This is a genomic window from Mesorhizobium australicum (genome assembly GCF_900177325.1).
Taxonomy (GTDB): Bacteria; Pseudomonadota; Alphaproteobacteria; order Rhizobiales; family Rhizobiaceae; genus Mesorhizobium_A; species Mesorhizobium_A australicum_A.
Map to the genome: position 1 here is coordinate 3,993,503 of NZ_FXBL01000004.1, position 20,270 is coordinate 4,013,772.

Genomic DNA, 20,270 nt, shown 5'->3' on the forward strand with positions numbered 1-20,270 from the left:
GGGAGGAGACCCGATGCAATCGACGAACGAAAGCTGGCGCGACGACGTCGCGGCCGCGGGAAAGCTGACCGTGCACGGTCTGTTCCGCGCCTGCGTGCGGCGCGACCCGGAGGCCGTGGCGCTGAACACGGCGACGGCGACGGTCACCTATCGCGAGCTGGACCAGCGCGTGCTGCGGCTGGCCGCGGCGCTTGCAGGCCTCGGCATCGCGCGCGGCGAGCGCGTGGCGCTGATCTCCGAGAACCGGCAGGAATATGCCGAGATCGAGCTGGCCGCGGCCTGCCTCGGCGCGATCGTCGCCTGCCAGAACTGGCGGCTGGCACTGAGCGAATTGCAGCACTGCATCGACCTGGTCGAGCCACGGCTCGTCATCGCCTCGCAGCGCTATGCCGCGACGGCGCGGGGACTGGAGCTTCGCGGGCGAAAGCTGCTGGTGCTGGAGGAGGACTACGACCGGCTGGTCGCCGACACCCCTCCCCTTGGCGAGCTTCCGCATGTCGACCCGGAAGACGGGCTCGTCATCCTCTATACCAGCGGCACGACGGGCCTGCCCAAGGGCGCGCTGATCAGCCACCGCGCCGAGATGGCGCGCAACATGGTGCTTCGCGTCGACATGCATGCGTGCGAGAGCGACGGCTTCGTCGCCTGGGCGCCGATGTTCCACATGGGCTCGACCGACCAGGTGCTGGGCGCGCTGATGTCCGGCGCGACGGTGCACATCGTCGACGGCTTCGATGCGGAACGGATCGTCGACCTGATGGAGGCAAACGAGCTGGGCTGGATGCTTTTGATGCCGGGCTCGATCGAGCCGGTGGTCGAGATTCTTCAGAAGACCGGACGCAGGCCGAAGAGCATTCGCGCGGTGGGCGCGATGGCGGACCTGGTGCCGAACCACCTGATCGCCGACCTGTCGCGGCTCGCCGGCGCGCCCTATCTCAACTCGTTCGGCTCCACCGAGACCGGCCTTGCGCCGGCCTCCTCCTGCCTGCTTAGGCCCGGCGTGGTTCCCGAAAAACTGTCGAAGCGCAAGAGCTCGTTCTGCGATGTCAGGCTGGTCGATCCGAACGGCGACGAGGTGCCGGACGGCGAGCCGGGCGAGGCCTCGGTGCGCGGGCCGACCGTCTTTTCCGGCTACTGGAACGCGCCCGAGACCAATGCGCGCGACTTCAAGGGCGGCTGGTTCCGCATGGGCGACCTGTTCCGCCGCAATCCGGACGGCAGCTTCGATTTCGTCGACCGGGCCAAATACATGATCAAGTCGGGCGGCGAGAACATCTATCCGGCCGAGGTCGAGCGCGTGCTGCTCTCCGACCCGCGCGTCAGCGACGCGATCGTGGTGCGGCAGAAGGACGACCGCTGGGGCGAGGTCCCGGTCGCCTTCATCTCGCGCAGCGACGACAGCCTGTCGGAAGGCGATGTCGAGGCGCTCTGCCGCCGGGAACTCGCCGGCTACAAGCGACCCAAGGCGGTGCACTTCATCGGCTTCGACGATTTCCCGCGCTCGACCACGGGGAAGATCTTGAGGCACGAGATGGAAGCGAAGCTGAAGTAGGGGAGTAGGGCAGTAAGGCAGTAGGCAGTAGGCAGTAGGCAGTAGGCAGTAGGGAATGGCCTCCGTGCTGTGTGCGTTGGAGTCGAGATTTAAGTAGAGCGTGCGGCTGGAGCGGCTGCGCTGCTTTTTTTGGACGCGGCCGCCCCTCGCCGCCGTCATCCTCGGCCTTGTGCCGAGGATCTTCGCAGACTCGTGGTTTGGCGCAACGGCGAGGCTGACGATCCGGCGACAGCAGATCCTCGGCACAAGGCCGAGGATGACGATGGTTCTGAGGCGTATCGGCCGGGTAAGTGCCTGGGAAGGTTTACTTTTTTCCGCGCGAAGGCGTCGCCCGTGCGAGGGTTCGCGCGGGCGGAAAAGAGTAAACTGTAGCCTGTGCCATCACGACGTATCCCACCGCTCCTGCGCCTCGTAGGCGAAATAGTGCAGGTCGCGCAGGACGTCGTCGACCGCGTGAAGACGGCGCGGCGAGCCGGGGCGGTGCAGGCCGTAGGCGCGGCCGGGGCGCAGCGTGGTGAGCCGGTGAATCCGCCCGGCCTTGCGGAAGGCATCGCGACGCGCGCGCCAGCGGGCGAGGCGCCTGGCCTGTCCCGGCAGGTCTTCGAGCGCACGGCTGAGCGCTGCGACGCGCCGGCGCAGATATCCGGCCTCGAGCGGATCGTTGCGCGACGGTTCCTGCCTGGGCGCGACGGGAAAAGGTGTCGTCCAGCCGGGAATGAAGACGCGCGGCACGCCCGAGGCGCGGATGCGGAACGGCGGCGCGGTCGGGTCGGGCAAGGGGTCGAGGAGCGGGAAGGAGAGCCGGCCGGGTGCCGCCGGCACGGCGGCGGGCGCGTCGGCCGCGGCGGGGGCCAGAGCCAGGCCGAGGCTGACGGGAATGTGCGCGACCAGCGGCCCGCCCTTGCGCGCGACCGCGGGCAGCACCGGCATCGGCGCCACCATGTCGCGGGCGGCGACGATCACCAGCCGCCGCACCGCGGCCTCGGCCGGCCGCAGCAGGCGGAACACGGCGCGATGGACCCAGCGCGGCAGCGTCGGACGGAGCAGATAGGCTTGGCCGGGTCCGGCCAGCGTGCCGCCGCGCCCAGCCGAGCCATGCTCTGCCGCAAGGGACAGGTCGAGCCCGGCCATGGCGGCGAGCGTGGCGACGATCTCCCGCAAGAGCCTGACATTCCGTTCGATCACCCCGTCCCAATCGATCACCGCCACCTCCTTCGCGGGACCAGTGTCGCCGCGACGCGCGGGGTGGTGGATGGAAAATTGAGTGGCGGATGGCGAATGCCGAGCGGGGCAACGGGTTGGTGGGAGAGCAGGCGGAAATCGATGCACAGGGTGCGCGCATCTCCTCCCTTGCGGGGGAGCGCGATCGCCGCGGCTGCGGAACGGCGCGCCCGAGCGCGTGGGGCGTGGATGGCGGTAGTGGGGTGGAAAGTGGACTGGCGCTTGTCGCTATCATTCGCTGAAAGCGGACAGACAAGACAGTGGACAATCCGATCACTCGTCAGAGCAATACCGCCTGAAGATAACAGACCCCTCGGATCATTTCATGTCTTTGAGCTTGCGGGAGTATTTCGAGAGAAGGTCAGGAACCGACAATCCGTGCACGTTGAGGACCTTCTGGATATGGGTCGCTGTGAGATCGTCAAGGTTCTGATTCTCGAACGACTTGAAGAACTCCCGCGTGGCTTTAACCAGACTCTTGAGGTCCCATTCTCGGACGCCTTCCACGTAATGGGTGAACGCCGCTGCGCTTTCGATCTTTCCGGCCGGATGGATAATGAGACGCTTGACCTTCATTTCCTTGTAGTGCTTGTCGAACCACGCGCTCGACCGGTTCATTTGCTCGGCTTCCGCCTTGTTTATCTCGGCGCGGGTCACGCCGACTTCGCTCTTGCATTCGAACAGGATGTACTGGCTGTCGTCCAAGGCCCAGAGGTTATCGGGGCCCTCTTTCCACTCTGTGTCCGGCCGTTCCCCGACGAAACCGAGAGCGAAGCTCAACTCGTTAAGCGCGGCCTCGAATTTGTCTGCCTTGGTTCCGAAAACCAGTCTGCCCAACATTTCGGTGACACCGACATTGAGGTCTGCATAATCGTTGTGGTTTCCGATCCATTTCTTAACGCGTTCGGCGCGGCCCTGGCTCACTACTGTGAGTTTGGTGACAGTGACACCCGACGCTGGTTTCAGAAGGAGCCGGTTGCGCTTGTGGGCAGCGATCTGCAGAATATCGGCTTCGGCGCGATTGGACACGAAGTTGTAGCGTGCCTGGTTTTGCAGGTGCCAACCCTTCTCGTCGTCGTCCAGAGCGCCCTCGTCGACGATGGCTTGAACTAGTTTGACAGCCCCGGCGTAATCGCCCCTCATATAGGCCAGTTCGGCGTCCAGCTCCGATTTATAGAGCTTCAAAGCCGCCTGATCGGAGCCGGAAACGGAAACTTTTTCCATTTGCTCGGCATAGAACGCCTTCCAATCATCGTCGCGCTTGAGGCATTTGTTGGCAAGATCAACGAAGGCCTGCAAGGGCTCTATGCCGTCCTCGATATCCTGCTTGGCCATATCGGTGATTTCCAGGCCGATCTCGATCTGCGTTGCCATTTGCGACGACAGAAACCGACGCGAAGACTTGTCCCGAAGCAGTCGGACGAGGTCCGAACCAATGACAACGACGACCGAATAGTCTTTCTCTCCGCGCACGCTTCTACCCATTCCCTGCTCCACGGTGCGGACTGCACGCATCAGGGTCGCGGCGCTATGCGGTCGGCATTGCTCTTCGTAGAGGTCCGTGAGGCTCTCGGCGTAAGGTTTCGAGTCGAAGACCAGGACGCGGCATGTCTTATCGGGCAGATCGATCCCGTCATAGCGGTTTACGAGGACGACGGTGTTGTCGAACTCTCCCCTAGAAAGTGCGTCAATCACCGTACCGATGGTCTCTGTCGTTGGGACTAACGCGCCATTGCTTTCCCAGGGCTTCGCCTTTTCAAAGCTGGGCACGAGAGCCACCAATCCGAAGTTTCGCTTCTTCGCGCTCTTCGAAAACTTCTCAACGATCAAGCCGTGGTCCAGATCCTCGTGGATGAGCGAGGGCAACAGGACCATCTTTTCACCCGACCACTTTTCCCCGTCGTACGTCAAAGGTTTGGCGATCGTTTCGGGCGAAAGCCGTAAGCCTTTGACGAGGAAAGCGTCGTCGGTAACGGTGGCGGACATGAAGATGCGATGCGTGGCCTTATCGAAGGAACCGAAGGCGTCAAGGGGCGCGATATATGGTTCGATCTCGACCGCATTCCCTGAGATGATGCATTGGCAATGTGGCAGTAGATTCTTGAGCAAAGGCCAGGCAAACTTGATCGACTTGCGGTCGGAATTTTTCGAAAGGATTCCTGCCACCTCGGCTTCCCGGGGGATCCACGCCCAGTAAGGCACCGGCAGGAACGCATCTCGTTTCTCGTTCTCGATGTCGGCGTAGGTGCCCATACCCTGCTGTTCCAGATCGGCGGAAAACAGCGCCTTCAGAAGGCTATAGGCTTCCTCCTGGCGGGGGATATGGATTCGGCACTGGTTGCGGATCGTGTCGGAACAGGCATGGGCGTCGTCCATCAGCATCGTGTCGACCGGTATCGACTGCTTGTTGAGTCCGAACTTAGTCAGGCCATTGAAGACCTTCTGCACTGACGTGACGAAGATGGACCGGCCATCGATGAAATCTTCCGGCAGATCGCCTTCCGAAGTACATGTTCGTATCCCGAACTGGCGCGCCTGCTCGCATGTCTGGTCGACCAGGAAGTTGTTTGGACAAATATAGACCACCGGCCCATGGCCAGCGTTCAGACGCGATTGCAGCATGAGTAGGCCGATGAGGGTCTTGCCCTGGCCCGTATGCAGCTTGACGATCCAGTCGCGCTTAGCAGTGTCGGACTCGAACCATTTGGTGAGCACCGCAATCTGGGCCGGACGCAAGGGCCCTTTGTCTGCCTCGCGATCCAAGGTGTCGTAAAGCTTGACGGGGTCCGTCTGTTTCTCGACGACTTTGCCACCAAGCTTTTTCTTAAAGTCGACCATTTGCAATCACAAAAAGAGAAGACACATCTATATCTCGGACGGGATTACACTCGGAAACGAGGATCGTAAACAGCCCATCCGAGTTCTGGAGCTAAAGTAATCTCTCGCTCGAACGTCCGCTTGGGAAATTGGCCGGCCCGGCCGGGAACGACCAGCTTGGGGTCGTAACCAGACACGCTGCCGTTCAGGCGACGGTCCGCCGCCGCTGCCGGGCGTGGCCCCGTCCACTCGGCAGTTCCCGCCCCCTCCACCACGCTTCGCGTGGTCCCCCTCCCCCGTAAACGGGGGAGGATCAGGCGCCTCCGCGTCCTCATGCTGCGGCCTTCATCCAGGGTTAGAAAACGTGACATCCGAGCGCGTTGATCCTCCCCCGTTTACGGGGGAGGGGGACCATGCGTAGCATGGTGGAGGGGGCGCTCCCCGGACCAAAGCGCAGGGCGAGCGATGCGGGCCGAGAAACGGACATTTCAGCGTGCCAGGCAGTTGCGTGGCGACCTGAGCCTGCCCGAGGTGATCCTGTGGGACTGCCTTCGCGGGCGGCGACTGGACGGGCTGCGGTTCCGGCGCCAGCATCCGGTGGGGCCGTATGTGCTGGACTTCTACCATGCCGAGGGAAAGCTGGCGGTGGAGGTCGACGGGGCGCATCACGACCTGCAGGAGCAGATCAGCCATGAGCTGCGTCGTGACGGCTGGCTGGCCGAGCACGGGGTGCGGGTGATGCGGATCGCGGCACGGGATGTGCTGGACGAGAAGGCGCTGGAGGGGATTCTGGTGATGATCGCGGAGGCGGCGAGGAGGTGAGGCGGGGTGCGCACGCCCCCCATGAATATGTCGCGCCCGCCCCCTCCACCGCCTTCGGCGGTCCCCCTCCCCCGCTTCGCAGGGGAGGATATACCGGCCGCATGGCCGCGCCTGATCCTCCCCCGTTTACGGGGGTCCGCAGGACGACTGCCGAAGGCGGTGGAGGGGGCGCTGGGCCCCCCTAATGCACCGCGGCGTACATGATCTTCTCCTCGGTCGCTTCCGACGGCGCGAATTCCTCCACCACGCGGCCGGAGCGGCAGACGAGGATGCGGTCGGAGAGGTTCATGACTTCGGGGAGGTAGGAGGAGATGACGACGATGGCGAGGCCTTCGTCGGCCAGCTTGTTGATGAAGGCGTGGATCTCGGCAATGGCGCCGACGTCGACGCCGCGGGTGGGCTCGTCGAAGATGATGACCTTCGGCTTCTGCACCAGCGACTTCGAGATCACGACTTTCTGCTGGTTGCCGCCCGACAGCTCGATGACGCGGGCGTTCGAGTTGATCGCCTTGATGTTGAGGGTCTTGGTCCAGTCGGCGGCGAGCGCGCGCATCTCGGCCATGTTGACGACCTGGCCGCTGGTGAGGCCGGCGGCAAGCGCGCCCATGTAGAGGTTTTCGGGGATCGTCATCGTCTCGAAGAAGCCTTCGATCTTGCGGTCCTCGGTGACGTAGACGATGCCGTCCTGCACCGCCTGGCGCGGCACGCGGTAGCGCACCGAGCGGTCGCGCAGCCGGATCTCGCCGCCATTGAAGAAGTTGCGCTTGACCACGCCGGAAATGATCTTGGCGACCTCGGTGCGGCCGGAGCCGATCAGGCCGAACATGCCGGTGATCTGGCCGCTGTAGATCGAGAAGGAGGTGTTGCGCACGATCGCGCCCATCGACACGTTCTGGACGGACAGCACCTTCTCGCCGACGGGACGCGGCTCCTCGCCGGCCTCGTGGCGGTAGAGCGAATTGGACAGCGAGCGGCCGACCATGGCGCGGATGATCTTGTCGCGGTCGAAGTTCTTCGCCGCGTCGCTGGCGACCAGCTCGCCGTCGCGCAGCACCGTGATGCGGTCGGCGATCGCCAGCGCCTCTTCCAGCGCGTGGCTGATGAAAATGATCGACACGCCCGACTTCTTCAGCCGCTCGACCAGCGAGAAGAAGTGGCGCTTCTCCTCCGGCGTCAGCGAGGCGGTGGGCTCGTCGAAGATGATGACCTGCACGTTCTTGCGCACCGCGCGCGCGATCTCGACCATCTGCTTGTGCGCGGCGCCGAGGGAGGAGACCAGCGCGGTCGGGTTCACGTTGAAGTTCAGCGACTGCAGGAAGGTCTGGGCGGCGATGTTGAGGCCGCGGATGCGGTTGAACAGGCTCTCGTCGCCGAGATAGAGGTTCTGCGCCACCGTCATCGAGGGCACGAGGCTGGTTTCCTGGAAGACCATGACGACGCCGTGGTCGAGCGCCTGCGCCGGGGTGTGGAAGGAGACCGGCGTGCCGTTGAGCAGCATCTCGCCGCTGGTGGCCTGCGTGACGCCGCACATCATCTTGGTCAGCGTCGACTTGCCGGCGCCGTTCTCGCCGAGCAGCGCGTGGATCTCGCCCTTCTGGAGCACGAAGTCGACCTTCGTCACGGCGGGAACGCCGCGATACTCCTTCGTCACCTGCTTCATCTCGATGAGCGGTTGCATCATGCGGCTCCCGAAGACGGTTTCGAACCGGGGCGGATCTCGACGATGGCGTCGCCGCCCTTGCTGGCGACGAGCAGCCTGTCGCCGTCGGGCAGGCAGGTCAACACGCCGTGGCGCGTGCCGTCGGCGCGGCTGTGCCAGGAGGCGACGGGGCGGAACGCTTGGTCCAGCCTGACGACAAGGCCGTAGGAGCGCGTCGGCGCCCAGGGCTTCAGCATGCCGAGATGCTTCTGCGCGCCGCCCTGCAGCGGCTCGAGGAAGGTGGCCGAGGGCTTGAGCGAGGGGGCGGCCCAGTAGGCCTCGTCGATCTCCTCGATCATGCGCGCGAGGAAGGCCGGCTCGCGCTGCACGAACTCGATGATCTGGTTGCGCGGCGCAAACAGCGCCAGCCAGTAACCGCCGGCGGGATCGCGGTGGATGCGCGCCGGATAGCCCGGCAGGTCGGCGAGAACGGGCTGCGGCCCGCGGCCCTCGGCAAGCACGACCAGCCGATGCTTCCAGCTCTCCGAGATAACCAGGCGGCCGTCCGGCGCGACGACGATGCCGAGCGGCCAGCCGAGGCCGGAGGCGATGCGGGTCTGGCGCGAGCCGTCGGTGGAGATGCGCCACACGGACCCGTCGGTCCGCCGCTCCATCAGGTCGCGCTTCCATTCGGCATGGCTGCGCTTCGAGGAACCCTGCGCGACGAGCAGTTCGTCGGAGGAGGAGAATGTCAACGCGGTGACGCAGCGCATCGGCCCGTCGCCGAGCTCGTCCACCAGCGCGCGGCGGCCGTCGGGTTCGATGATGGCGAGGCCACCATCGACAAGCGCGGCGGCGATGCGGCCCTTGGGCGAGGCGGCAAGCGCCGTGATGTTCGAGCCGAGGTCGGCCACCGGTTCCGAGCCCTTCGGGGTGAGGCGGCGGATTTCTCCGCCGGCGCTGAAGATCACGCCCTTGTCGTCCTGCGCCAGATCGTCCGGCGCGGTGACTGAAAGAACCAGCCCGGCCTCTTCGAGCAGGCGGTTCGGCCTGAGCGCGCCGTCCATCGGCGGCACGGTAACGGCGGCCTCGCCGCTGCCGCGGAAATTGTCCCAGACACGTCTGACGGCGCCGATCACGACTTCGCCCCCCAGTAGTCCTGGAGCGATGTCCAGGTCGGATCGGCGTCCGGGATTTTGTATTTGCCGACGCGGTTGTTGTAGATGCCGCCGAGGTAGAGATAGCCCTTGTGCTCGCGGATCGAGGTGATCATCGGATGCGCCTCGCCGCCAAGGTCCCACAGCACGTCGAGGATGGTGCCGTCGGCGTCGAACTTGATCACGCAGCCCGTGTTCATGTTCGGGTAGAGCCAGTCGTCGCGGCCGACCTTCTGCACCATGCGGCGGCGGAAGGAGGGCATCCTGAGCGCAAGGTCGAAGACCGGGGCGCGCATGCCGCAGAGCGCGCACCAGTAGGTGCCGTCGGAGGCGCGGTTGATGTTGTCGGGATAGCCCGGCAGGTTGTCGATGACGACTTCCCTCTCGCCCTTCTTCGGCCCGTCGAAATACCAGCGGGTGATGCGGCAGCCCCAGGTCTCGGCGAAGAGCAGCGACTGGCCGCTCTTCTCGACGCAGATGCCGTTGGGAAGCTGCAGGTTGGGCAAAACGGTGCGCGAGGAATTGGTCTTCGGGTCGTAGCAGATGATGCGGCCGTTGCCGCGGCCTTCGAGCGCGTCGACCATCCAGTCGTACATCTCGTAGCGGACGGTGGCCTCGGAGAAGTAGACCTTGCCGTCGGGCGCGATGTCGAGGTCGTCGGCAAGGCGCAGGCGGGAATCGTCGACGATCGAGAGCAGCGAGCGGTTGGTTTCGTCGGAGAGTTTCGTCACCTCGCCGGCGGGCGAGATCTTGTAGAGGCCCATGCCGCCGACGCAGGTGTGCAGGTTGCCCTCTGAATCGAAGGCGAAGCCGAGCGGGTGGCCGCCGATATGGGCGAAGACCTCCCAGCGCGTGTGGTCGGGGGCGAAGAAGCGGATGACGTCGCCGTGGCGCGAGCCGCAGTAGAGGTTGTCGTCCTTGTCGAAGATGACGTCCTCCGGCCCGTCGAGCTCGCCGAGGCCGATGGCTTCCACCCCGCGAAGCTTGTCGTTGAGCGCATAGGGCGAGGCGGAGCCTTCGGCCGTCTCCGGCAGCGGCGGCAGGGCGAAATAGGTCGGCGAGACATAGGCCCGCGCAAGCACCTTGTGGCGGTTCTTGACCCAGCGCACGTCGATGGCGACGGCGGCGAGCAGGATCAGGCCGAGGACGAGGGACGAGGTGCCGCTCGACAGGCCCATGCGGATCAGGGAGTTCTGCACCAGCAGGATGATGATGGCGCCGACGACCGCCTTGACGATCGAGCCGCGGCCGCCGCCGAGCGAGATGCCGCCGAGGACGGCGGCCGTCAGCATCGTCACCTCCAGCCCCTTGCCGACATCGGTGCCGGCGCTGGAGAGACGGGCGGCGTAGAAGGTGGCGGCGAGGCCGGTGAGCACGCCGGAGAGGACGTAGGTGGCGCAGATGGTGCGCTTGACGCGGATGCCGGCATTGTAGGCGGAGCGGCGCGAGCCGCCGACGGCCATGACGTGCCAGCCGAAGCGCATGCGGGTGAGCACCACGTGGCCGACGATGGCGATGACGACGGCGACGACGAGGCTCGACGGGATGCCGAACACCTTGCCGATCGCCATGAACTCCCAGGCGGCCGAGGCATTGAAGCCGCGCATGATCTGCTGGCCGTAGTCGAGCAGCGCCTGGTCGACCACCGCGCGCACGATGATCAGCATCACCAGCGTGGTGAGGAAGGCGCGCATGCCGAGATAGCCGATGAGCACGCCGTTGACGAGGCCGATCAGGCCGCCGAGCAGCATGATCGCGGGGATGCCGATGGCGAGGTTGATCTCCATCGAATTGATGAGGAGCAGCGCGGCGAGATTGCAGAAGGCGAAGACCGAGCCGACGGTCAGGTCGATGCCGCCGGCCATCATCACGAAGGTGATGCCGACGATGATGATGAGATACTCGCCGTAGATCTGGGCGATGTCGGAAAGGTTCGAGCCGCCGAGGAAGCCGGGCATCGCCACGCTGAAGAAGGCGAAGACCGCGGCCAGGATCGTGACCGGGATCAGCGTGTCGATCCAGCTCTTGGACAGGATCTCGCCGACGAACTTGTCCGGAATGTACCGGTATCGCCAGCGCGTCCAGGTTTCCGACGACGCCATGTGCACAGTCTCCAATCGCACGTTCGGGAAAGGGACCGGCGCGGCGGGCGCGCCGGTCCGTCAGGCAGGCGTGCTTGTCAGCCGCCGAACGCCTTCATCTCCTCCAGCGTCCAGCAGGACGAGGGGGTGAGATTGTCCTTGGTCAGGATCTTGAGCGGCGTGTAGAGCGCGAAGGGAGCGCTGCCGGGCTTCGGCTTGGTCTGCAGCAGGATCTTGACCGCTGCGTTGAGGTCGCGCGCCTGGCCGGGCACGTCGTAGCTGACATAGGCGTCGAAGCTGCCGTTCTCGATGTTGTCGCAGGCCGCCGCCTTCGAGCCACCGCCCGACGAGACGAAATAGACCTGATCCTGCATGTTGGCCTCGCGGATGGCGGCCGCCGTGCCGGTGTCCTGGCCGTCCCAGACGCCGAGGATGCCGCACAGGTCCGGGTTCTGCTTCAGCACGGTCGAGGTGATCGCCTGCGCCTTGGCGGGATCGAAGTCGGCCGACTGGCGGGCGACGACCTGGATCTCCGGGTTCTGCGCGAAGACGTCGTCGAAGGCCTGGTTGCCGATGACGATGGTGGGGGTGGCGGCCTGCCCGGTGATGATGGCGATCTTGCCGTTCTTGCCCGAATCCTTGCCGCACGCCTTCACGATGGCCTGGGCCTGCTTCAGGCCGAGATCGTACCAGTCGGCGCCGACATAGGCGTCGCCATTGGTGACGGACTTGAGGTTGACCTGCACGACGTTGATGCCCTCGGCCATCGCCTTCGGCACGATGCGGTTGTAGGCCTGCTGGTCGAGCGGGTGCAGGATCAGCACGTCCGGCTTGTCGGCAATGAAGCCGTTGGCGGCCTGGACGCCGGCCTCGACGTTCCAGTTCGGGTCGCGCACGTCGACGGTGTAGCCGAGCGCCTTGGCCTGGTTCTGCAGGCCGGCGTTCCAGCCCTCGGTGAGGTCGAAGCCCATCGACAGCGGCACGAAGGCGACCTTCTTGCCCTTGAGCACGTCGTAATAGCCCTTCGACTGGCCGTCGTCGTACGGTTCGGAGACGGCAACGCCCGCCGTCATCACCAGCGCCGCGGTCGCGGCGAGCGCTTTCAGAAGCTTCATTCCAGACATGTCATTTTCCTCCACTTGAAATGACGGTTCAGATGTCCCCGTGCTGAGCGGTCTGCTCGTCGCGGGGGTTAAGCAGGGTGTCGACCACGATCGCCGCGAGCAGGATGACGCTCTTCAAGATGCTCTGGACGGTGTAGGTCAGGTTCATGATCGTCATGCCGTTGAGCAGGATGCCGATCAGGATGGTGCCGACGATGACGTTGCGGATGCCGCCCTTGCCGCCCGAGAGCCCGATGCCGCCCAGCACCACGACGAGGATGACGTCGTAGACCATGGTCGACAGGGCGAGCCGCGTGTTGATCTGCGACAGGGCGGTGGCCATGACGATGCCGGCGATCAGCGCGATGATCGAGATGAGCACGTATTGCACGACGATCATCGGCCGGACCGGGATGCCGGTGATGCGCGCGGCGGCCGGGTTGTCGCCCATGCCGTAGATGAAGCGGCCGGGCTTGAGGTAGCGCAGGAACAGCCAGGCGACGAGCGCCACCAGGGCGAAGACGATGACCGGAGTCGGCACGCCGAGCACACGCCCGCTGCCGATCGAATAGAACCAGGACGAGCGGTCGCCACCGATGTAGACGGCTTCGATCGGCACCAGATAGGCCTTGCCGAAGCCGTAGATGGCGATGCCCATGGCCAGCGTGGCGAAGATCGCCGGGATCTCGACATAGGCGATCAACACGCCGTTGATGATACCGACCACGATGGCGAAGGCGAGCGCGCAGAGCAGCGCCAGCCACAGCGGCAGCCCGCCATTGACGAGCGAGAGCATCCACGCGACCGAGATCGGCATGGTCGACAGCACCGACAGGTCGATGCCGCGCCCGATGATGGCGATGGCCATGCCGACGCCGAGGATGCCGAGGATCGACACGTTCTGGACGAGCGAGAGCAGGTTGCCCGGATCGAGGAAACCGGGAAGCGCGACCGAAAACGCGACGAACAGCGCCACCGCGATCACCAGCACGATACGTTCCTGAGAGAGGCCTCTCAACATCGGTGTGGTCTCCTCCCCACCGCACCCATCCAGGCTGCGAAATCTAATGAATGATGTTCACTAATACACAGAACTGTCAATCGGATTTTCGACGCCGGCAACAAAATAGGCGCCGGAATTTCTGCGTATTTCGCTAATAGAACACAAGAATATGACATGACGGGCCGCTAATGAATTAGGCCCATCAAAATTACTAACCTGGTTGTGCCGTCCGCTGCTAGGCCGTTCGAACAGTTGGGTTTCCAAGTCGTCGAGGATGCCGATCGCCGCCTTGCTCCGTCATTCCGGGGCCGCGCAGCGGAACCCGGAAGCCAGAACGCCGGCCTTGCCCGTCCAGATCCTTGATTGCGGCGTTGCCGCACTGGATTCCGGGTTCCGCTGCGCGGCCCCGGAATGACGACATGCGTGTCGGCGACGTAGATCTCCCATTGTCCACAACAACCTACAGCGGATAGCCGACGATCTTCCCGTCCTCGATCCGCTCGATGTATTCAGTCATGCCGTATCCGACCTGCTCGCCCCAGGTGAACCGGGTGAAGCCTTCGGCCACGCGGCTCACGAGAACGCCCTCCTCCGTCTTTCGGCGGTTGCGAAGCGGCGCGAGATTGAGGATCTCGCCGTCGATCCTCACCTTGCGCTTGGCCGTCATCACGCCGAGGCGGACGAAGGCGGGGTCTTGGCTGTCTGTCCAGTCGGTCTGCACTTCGAGATCCATCACCTCCTCGTACTGGCCATCGACCAGCAGCACGCCCTGGCGGCGCACATTGCCGGCCTGGTCGGTGATCTTGAGCAGCATGAAGCCGTCGCCGTTCGGGAAATTGGCAAGGAACAGGCGGTAGAAGTAGATGGCCTGCCAGTAGCGCGGACCCCAGGAGTGGTCGCGCCAGCCGTGGCCGTCGATCTCCCAGCTCTGGTCGCCAACCTTGATGACGCCCCTGGCGCGGCTGTGCTGGTTGAAGTGGCCGAGCGAGAAGTCGCGGCCGTACATGGTCTGGACCGTATCGTCGATCGGCTCGCCGCCATGGACGGGCGACTCCGCCACATGCGTCCACGAGGCGTGGCCGGGCAGCCGCGGTCCCTTGGCGAACAGCTCCTGCGGATTGCGCAGGTCTTCCGGATTGTCGACGATGATGAGCTCGCCGTCGTAGCTCATCGTCACGCTCTTGAGCGGCTCGTTGACGGTGTATTTGATGCCGCCGGCCTCGTGCCTGTCATTGCTGGTGATCGCCGGGCGCTGGAACTGGCAGGCGATGCGTCCGTCCGGAAGATAGAGGCAGACCGAAAGCTCTGCGTAGCCCTCGTTGACGCGGTTGCCGAGACGCATCCAGCCGCCGAACTCGCCCTTCGGGTCGAAGGCATTGGTATAGACGCTCTCGTTGAAGTTGACCGACGAGTCCGGCTGGTGCGTGAACTCGTGCTCGGGCCGCATGATGTATTTGTCGTCGCTCACTGTCCGGCCTCCGCTTTGTCGTCGAGGCGCACGATGACCTTCATGCGCCCGCGCTGGATCTGTTCGTCCCGCTGGTTCAGGACCTCGAACCCATAGGTCGCGAGCCCGCGACCCGGCTTGGAGGTGGGACGCAGCTCCTCGACCGTGACCCGCGAGCGGATCGTGTCGCCGATCTTCACCGCGCCCGAAAAATCCCAGCTGATGTTGACGAGGCCGATGACGCGCTCGCCGAACAGGCCGGTATGCGTCGCCATGCCGATCGCGGTGGCCATCGAATGCGGGCCGTGCGCGATACGGGTTCCGTGCGGCGTCGTCTTGGCGAAGGTCTCGTCGACATGGATCGGGGTGAAATCGCCGACGAGGCCGGCGAACAGGCTGACGTCCCCTTCCCCGATGGTGCGTCCCGCCGTCATGGCGGACTGGCCGACTTGCAATGGAATCATGGTCCGTCCTCAGTTCAGCTTGCCGAGCTCGACGCGGGCGAGCGCCTCGCGATGGACCTCGTCGGGCCCGTCGCCGATGCGCAGGAACCGGGTTTCGGCGAAGGCCTCGGCCAGGAAGAAGTCCTGCGACAGGCCGGCCCCGCCATGCACCTGGATCGCGCGGTCGATGACCTTGCCGGCGGTCTCGGGCACGACGATCTTGGCGACGGCGATCTCGTTGCGCGCGGCCTTGTTGCCGAGCCTGTCCATCGTCCATGCCGCCTTGAGCGTGACGAGGCGGGCCTGCTCGATGTCGCAGCGCGACTGGCCGATCGCCTGGCGGATGGCGCCCATCTCGGCAAAGCTGGAGCCGAAGGCGGTGCGCGACTTCGCGCGCTCGCACATGATCTCCAGCGCGCGTTCGGCGAGGCCGATGAAACGCATGCAGTGATGGATGCGGCCGGGGCCGAGCCGCCCCTGAGCGACCTCGAACCCCCTGCCCTCGCCGAGCAGCATGTTTTCGGCCGGCACGCGGACATTGTCGAACACGACCTCGCCATGGCCGAGCGGCGCGTGCTCGTAGCCGTAGACGCTGAGCGCCCGCTCGACGGTGACGCCGGGCGCGTCCATCGGCACGAGGATCATCGACTGCTGCTTGTGCTTGGGCGCGGAGCGGTCGCTCTTGCCCATGACGATGGCGACCTTGCAGCGCTCGGAGTTGGCGCCCGTCGTCCACCACTTGCGGCCGTTGACGACGTAGTGGTCGCCGTCGCGGCGGATGTCGGTCTCGATGTTGGTGGCGTCGGACGAGGCGACGCGCGGCTCGGTCATGGCGAAGCAGGATCGGATCTCGCCGGTGAGCAGCGGCTTCAGCCAACGCTCCTTCTGGGCGTCGGTGCCATACATGGAGAGGATCTCCATGTTGCCGACGTCGGGCGCGTTGCAGTTGAAGATCTCCGGCGCGGCGAGCGAGCGGCCGAGGATCTCGCAGAGCTGCGAATATTCCCAGTTCGACAGGCCCTGCCCTTCCGGGCCGTGATTGTAGAACAGGTTCCACAGGCCGGCAGCCTTGGCCTTCCGCATCAGCTCCATGGCCAGCGGGCGCGGCGACCATTTCTCCGCCTCGCGCGGCGGTTTCAAGAGCGCGTGCTCGTTGGGGTAGACGTGCTCGTCCATGAAGGCGACGAGCTTGTCGCGCAGGGCCGAGGCATGAGGGGAGAGTTCTGCGAACATTACGTCTTCTCCGTCAGGCGCTTTTCAGCCCGACCTTCTCGCGCTTGATGCGGATGCCGGCGGCATCGCGATCCCAGGTGTCGTCGGTGATGCCGGCCTCGCGCAGCTTCACCTTCTCGATCTTCGCCGTCGGCGTGCGCGGCAGGCCGTCGACGACGCGCACGTAGCGGGGGATCATGAAGTGGGCCATGCGCGGCCGCAGGAACTCGATCAGCTCGGCGGGATCGAACTCGACGCCCTCCTTGAGGGCCACGACGGCCATGACCTCGTCCTCGGCGATCTCGCTCTTCACCGCCACCGCGGCCGCCTCGCGCACCGCCGGGTGGGAGAGGACCTCGGATTCGACCTCGAAGGAGGAGATGTTCTCGCCACGCCTGCGGATCGCGTCCTTGAGCCGGTCGACGAAATAGAAGTTGCCCTCGGCATCCTTGCGGAAGCCGTCGCCGGTGTGGAACCAGCCATTGCGCCAGGCAGCGGCCGTGGCCTCCGGATTGCCGGCATAGCCGTGGTTCAGCGCCCAGGGGCACTCGGTGCGAACCACGAGTTCGCCGGTGGCGCCGACCGGCACCTCGCAATCGTTCTCGTCGACGATGCGGACCTCGACGCCCTTGCGGGCCTTGCCGGCGCTGCCGAGCGCGGTCGGGTTCGGGTCCGAGACGATCGGCATCGAGATCTCGGTCATGTTGAAATGGGTATGCACCTCGGTGCCGAAGCGCTCGTGGAACTGCGGCGCGGTGTCGTTGAGCGGCACGTAGGTGCAGGTGCGCAGCGTGTGGTTCTTGTCGTCCGGGCTCGGCGGGCGCTTGAGCAGGAAGCCGCCCATCACGCCGAGCAGGATGACGGTGGTGATCTGCCGCTGCCGGATCGTGTCCCAGAACGTGTTGGTGTCGAAGGCGTCGACCATGACGATCGAACCGCCATGGATGAGCATGGCCGTCACCGGCATGACGCCGCCGGAGTGGAACATCGGCAGGTTGACCATGTAGCGCTCGTCGGAGCGCAGGAAGGGCGCCGCCTTCGCCATCGAGTAGAGATGCATGTAGGACGACATGACGCCCTTGGACGGACCGGTCGTACCCGAGGTGAAGATGATCGACTGCATGTCCCACGGCGCGATCTCGCGCTCGAGCGCCGGCGCGGTCGTGTCCGCCGACTTGAACGCCTCCGCCTGGTGGACCTTGAGGCCGGGAACCTCCTGGGCAGCACCGCCGAGGACCACGATCTCCTCCAGCCGGCCGAGCTCGATCTCGCCGAGGCGCTGGTGCAGGTCGGCGTGGATCAGACCGAGGCGGGCTTCCGAGAGCTTGACCGCGTGCCGCAAAAGGTTGCCGCGATAGGCAAGATTGATCGGCACGAAGACGGCGCCCAGCATGTTCAGGCCGAACCAGGCGCGCAGGCAGTCGGCGCTGTTGGGCAGCCAGCACAGAACCCGCTCGCCCTGCTTCACGCCCAGCGCCTTCAAGGCGTTGGCGGTGGTGATCGCCTCGCGCAGCGTGTCGGCATAGGTCCAGGTCTCGCCGTCCTGGAAGACGGCGAAGACCTTGTCCGGCTGGGCCTTTGTCCAGCGCTCCAGCATGTAGCGCTGGATGCACTGGTCGGGGGCCGGCATTCTGGGATCAAGATGATAGGTCATGGTTCAACCTCGCAGTCATGCTGCCTTCATCAAACTTTGGCGCCGTCGCCGCCGCTGGCGATCTCGGCGAACAGCGGCTTGCGCGTGATCTTCATTTCGGCCGCCATCTCGTCGTGCAGATGCGCCTGGACGAGCGTGGCGGCGCGCGCAAAGTCCGGCTCGTGCCGGCGCGGCCAGATCGTCGCGATCGCATCGCCGATCGCGGCGTCGAGCATGCCCTTGGCGAGAAGCAGCTCCTCGGCCGTGGAGGGGTGCACGGTGGGCGCTTCGGGCAGCGCGCCGGGCACGACATCGGCGATGCCGGCGAGAAGCGCGCGCTTCTCCTCGATCTGCCGGGCAAGCGGCGCCTGCGCCCACTCGACGCGCGGCGCGATGTTGTTCAACAGGTCGATGACGCCGACGGCCTGGCCGCGGGCATAGGAGTCGGCGACGTGCGGGATGACGTCGGAGCGCATCGTGGCGATGATGCCGTCGATCATGCGTTGCAGCGGAATGTTCACGAGGCGCGCTCCATTGCCGTCTCCACCTGCAGGAGCAGGCGCGGGATCTGCGCCCCCATGCCGGCCATCCTGAGATCGTTGAAGCCGCGGCGCGCGAAGCAGTCGGTCGCGCCATAGTGCATGATGGCGAGCTTGAAGGTGCCGAACGCTTCCCAGTAGGCCATGTCGGCAAGCGAGACCTCGTGGCCAGTGAGCGCGCCGTAGCGGTCGCGCAGTTCCTCGCGCTCGAAGAAATGGCACATATAGGGCGAGCGGCCGCGCCAGGCCTGGAGGCAGACCCAGCCGAGATCCTCCACCGGGTCGCCGAGCCGGACCAGCTCCCAGTCGAGGATGGCGGTGATGGTGCCGTCGACTTCGAGGAAATTGCCGATGCGGTAGTCGCCATGGGTGATCGAGATGCGCGTGGCGACCGGCGCATTCTCGCGCAGCCACGCGGCCGCCAGCTCCAGCATCGGCACGCGGCCGGGCGACCAGCGGGCGAGGTTCGCCATCCAGTTGTCGACCTGCTGCGCGGCCGTCTTGCGGACGTCCTTGGTACCGTCGATCGAGGCAACCGGCGTATCCTGCCAGCGGAACTGGTGCAGGGCGGCGAGGGCCGCGACGAACTGGGTGCCGAGCCGCACGCGCCGCTCCTCGTCGAAGGCGGGACCGCCGTCATGCGTCCACGGGATCGGCGCCTCGCCGGGCACCAGGTCGCAGACGAAGAACGGCGCGCCGAGGATCGAGGTGTCGTCGCTGTACCAGTAGACGCGCGGCACCGGCACGGCGCTGTCTGCGAGCGCCTTGAGCGTCACGAATTCGGGATAGGCGTGGTACGGCCCGAAGATGCCCGTCGGCGGGCCGGCGCGCAGGATCAGGTCGCGCTCGATCGCGGTGCCGCCTTCAGACCACTTCGCCCGGAAGCCGTAGGTGACCCAGGAGAAGCCGACGGTGAAGCGCCTGAGCGGGCCGATCTCGACCCCGCCGCCGACCTGCGCGCTGGCGAAGGCGGCGAGCGTCGAGCGGATCGCCTCGACGGCGGTGGGATCGAAGGCGGCGGGACCATCCCGACGCACGCGAAGGGCACTCGCTGTCATACTGCGGAACTTCCATCATGCACTTCGGCTTCGCCGGAGACCGGCAGACCGAGCAGGCGGCGCATGTCGCGGTAGAGCAGGCGCGACATCTCGAGGATCATCAGGCCGAAGGCGAGCGGCATCATCACCAGGATTGGCCAGAGCGGCAGGAAATTGGTGCCGATCTGCATGGTCCGGTTCTGCACGATGCTGCCCCAGACGAAGCGGAGGATGAACCACATGAAGACGGCATAGACGGCGATCTCGACGATCATGGCCACCGCCGCGATCAGCGCCCGCCGGCGCGGCGGCTGCGCGTCCGCGAAGGTCTCCAGCCGCGGGAACAGCCCGTCGCGATGGGCGATCGGCATCGCCCAGAAGACGAGCAGCGGGAAGAGGATGCGCTCGACGATGTTGTAGGCGCCGGGGATCAGGTCCATCTGCAGGAAATAGCGGCCGGCGACGCTGATGACGGTCACCATCATCATGATGAACAGCATCGAGCCTGCCCCGACCGCCGCGAGGCCCCATTCGAACGCCCAGATCGCTCTCCAGAAACGCATG

16 protein-coding genes are annotated in these 20,270 nt (G+C 65.4%); 2 read left to right on the forward strand and 14 right to left on the reverse strand.

From position 1 onward, the window contains the following. Positions 1-13: 13 nt before the first annotated feature. Positions 14-1,552, forward strand: a complete 1,539-nt coding sequence (locus B9Z03_RS22215) for a class I adenylate-forming enzyme family protein (RefSeq protein WP_085466208.1) — start codon at positions 14-16, stop codon at positions 1,550-1,552. A 381-nt stretch (positions 1,553-1,933) separates the two neighbouring features. Here the strand turns inward: B9Z03_RS22215 and B9Z03_RS22220 are convergent, their stop codons facing one another. Further along, positions 1,934-2,755, reverse strand: a complete 822-nt coding sequence (locus tag B9Z03_RS22220; protein WP_244561815.1) for a hypothetical protein — start codon at positions 2,753-2,755, stop codon at positions 1,934-1,936. A 336-nt stretch (positions 2,756-3,091) separates the two neighbouring features. After that, positions 3,092-5,611: a DEAD/DEAH box helicase family protein gene (locus tag B9Z03_RS22230; RefSeq protein WP_085466210.1), complete on the reverse strand. Its 2,520-nt coding sequence runs from the start codon at positions 5,609-5,611 to the stop codon at positions 3,092-3,094. A 444-nt stretch (positions 5,612-6,055) separates the two neighbouring features. On the opposite strand from B9Z03_RS22230, the gene B9Z03_RS22235 reads away from it, so the two are divergent. After that, complete coding sequence (locus B9Z03_RS22235; protein ID WP_085466211.1) at positions 6,056-6,412, forward strand: endonuclease domain-containing protein; 357 nt, start codon at positions 6,056-6,058, stop codon at positions 6,410-6,412. Positions 6,413-6,593: 181 nt separating this feature from the next. Here B9Z03_RS22235 and B9Z03_RS22240 read toward each other — a convergent pair whose 3' ends face one another. From B9Z03_RS22240 to B9Z03_RS22295, 12 genes are all read right to left on the reverse strand, one after another. Further along, positions 6,594-8,093, reverse strand: a complete 1,500-nt coding sequence (locus B9Z03_RS22240) for a sugar ABC transporter ATP-binding protein (RefSeq protein ID WP_432417011.1) — start codon at positions 8,091-8,093, stop codon at positions 6,594-6,596. Continuing rightward, positions 8,090-9,190, reverse strand: coding sequence for an SMP-30/gluconolactonase/LRE family protein (locus B9Z03_RS22245; RefSeq protein WP_085466213.1), 1,101 nt, complete (start codon positions 9,188-9,190; stop codon positions 8,090-8,092). The genes B9Z03_RS22240 and B9Z03_RS22245 overlap by 4 nt, the downstream gene beginning before the upstream one ends. Beyond that, positions 9,187-11,310 carry an ABC transporter permease gene (locus B9Z03_RS22250; RefSeq protein ID WP_085466214.1) on the reverse strand — a complete coding sequence of 708 codons (2,124 nt, stop codon included), beginning with the start codon at positions 11,308-11,310 and terminating at the stop codon, positions 9,187-9,189. The genes B9Z03_RS22245 and B9Z03_RS22250 overlap by 4 nt, the downstream gene beginning before the upstream one ends. 77 nt (positions 11,311-11,387) lie before the next feature. Then, entirely contained in the window at positions 11,388-12,413 is a 1,026-nt protein-coding gene (locus tag B9Z03_RS22255; protein ID WP_085466215.1) for a sugar ABC transporter substrate-binding protein, read from the reverse strand. Between the two features lie 28 nt (positions 12,414-12,441). Then, entirely contained in the window at positions 12,442-13,413 is a 972-nt protein-coding gene (locus B9Z03_RS22260) for an ABC transporter permease (protein ID WP_085466216.1), read from the reverse strand. Between the two features lie 442 nt (positions 13,414-13,855). Further along, positions 13,856-14,863, reverse strand: coding sequence for a DUF7064 domain-containing protein (locus B9Z03_RS22265; RefSeq protein ID WP_210191381.1), 1,008 nt, complete (start codon positions 14,861-14,863; stop codon positions 13,856-13,858). Beyond that, complete coding sequence (locus tag B9Z03_RS22270; RefSeq protein ID WP_085466217.1) at positions 14,860-15,306, reverse strand: MaoC family dehydratase; 447 nt, start codon at positions 15,304-15,306, stop codon at positions 14,860-14,862. Before B9Z03_RS22270 ends, B9Z03_RS22265 begins: the two co-directional genes overlap by 4 nt. 9 nt (positions 15,307-15,315) lie before the next feature. Then, a complete protein-coding gene (locus B9Z03_RS22275) occupies positions 15,316-16,518 on the reverse strand; it encodes an acyl-CoA dehydrogenase family protein (protein WP_085466218.1) in 1,203 nt (400 codons plus the stop codon). A gap of 13 nt (positions 16,519-16,531) precedes the next feature. After that, positions 16,532-18,151 carry an AMP-binding protein gene (locus tag B9Z03_RS22280; RefSeq protein ID WP_085466219.1) on the reverse strand — a complete coding sequence of 540 codons (1,620 nt, stop codon included), beginning with the start codon at positions 18,149-18,151 and terminating at the stop codon, positions 16,532-16,534. 29 nt (positions 18,152-18,180) lie between these two features. Beyond that, positions 18,181-18,651, reverse strand: a complete 471-nt coding sequence (locus tag B9Z03_RS22285; protein ID WP_085466220.1) for a hypothetical protein — start codon at positions 18,649-18,651, stop codon at positions 18,181-18,183. After that, positions 18,648-19,727, reverse strand: coding sequence for a phosphotransferase family protein (locus tag B9Z03_RS22290; protein ID WP_085466221.1), 1,080 nt, complete (start codon positions 19,725-19,727; stop codon positions 18,648-18,650). Before B9Z03_RS22290 ends, B9Z03_RS22285 begins: the two co-directional genes overlap by 4 nt. Continuing rightward, positions 19,724-20,269, reverse strand: coding sequence for a TRAP transporter small permease (locus B9Z03_RS22295; protein WP_085466222.1), 546 nt, complete (start codon positions 20,267-20,269; stop codon positions 19,724-19,726). Before B9Z03_RS22295 ends, B9Z03_RS22290 begins: the two co-directional genes overlap by 4 nt. Between the last annotated feature and the right edge of the window lies 1 nt (position 20,270).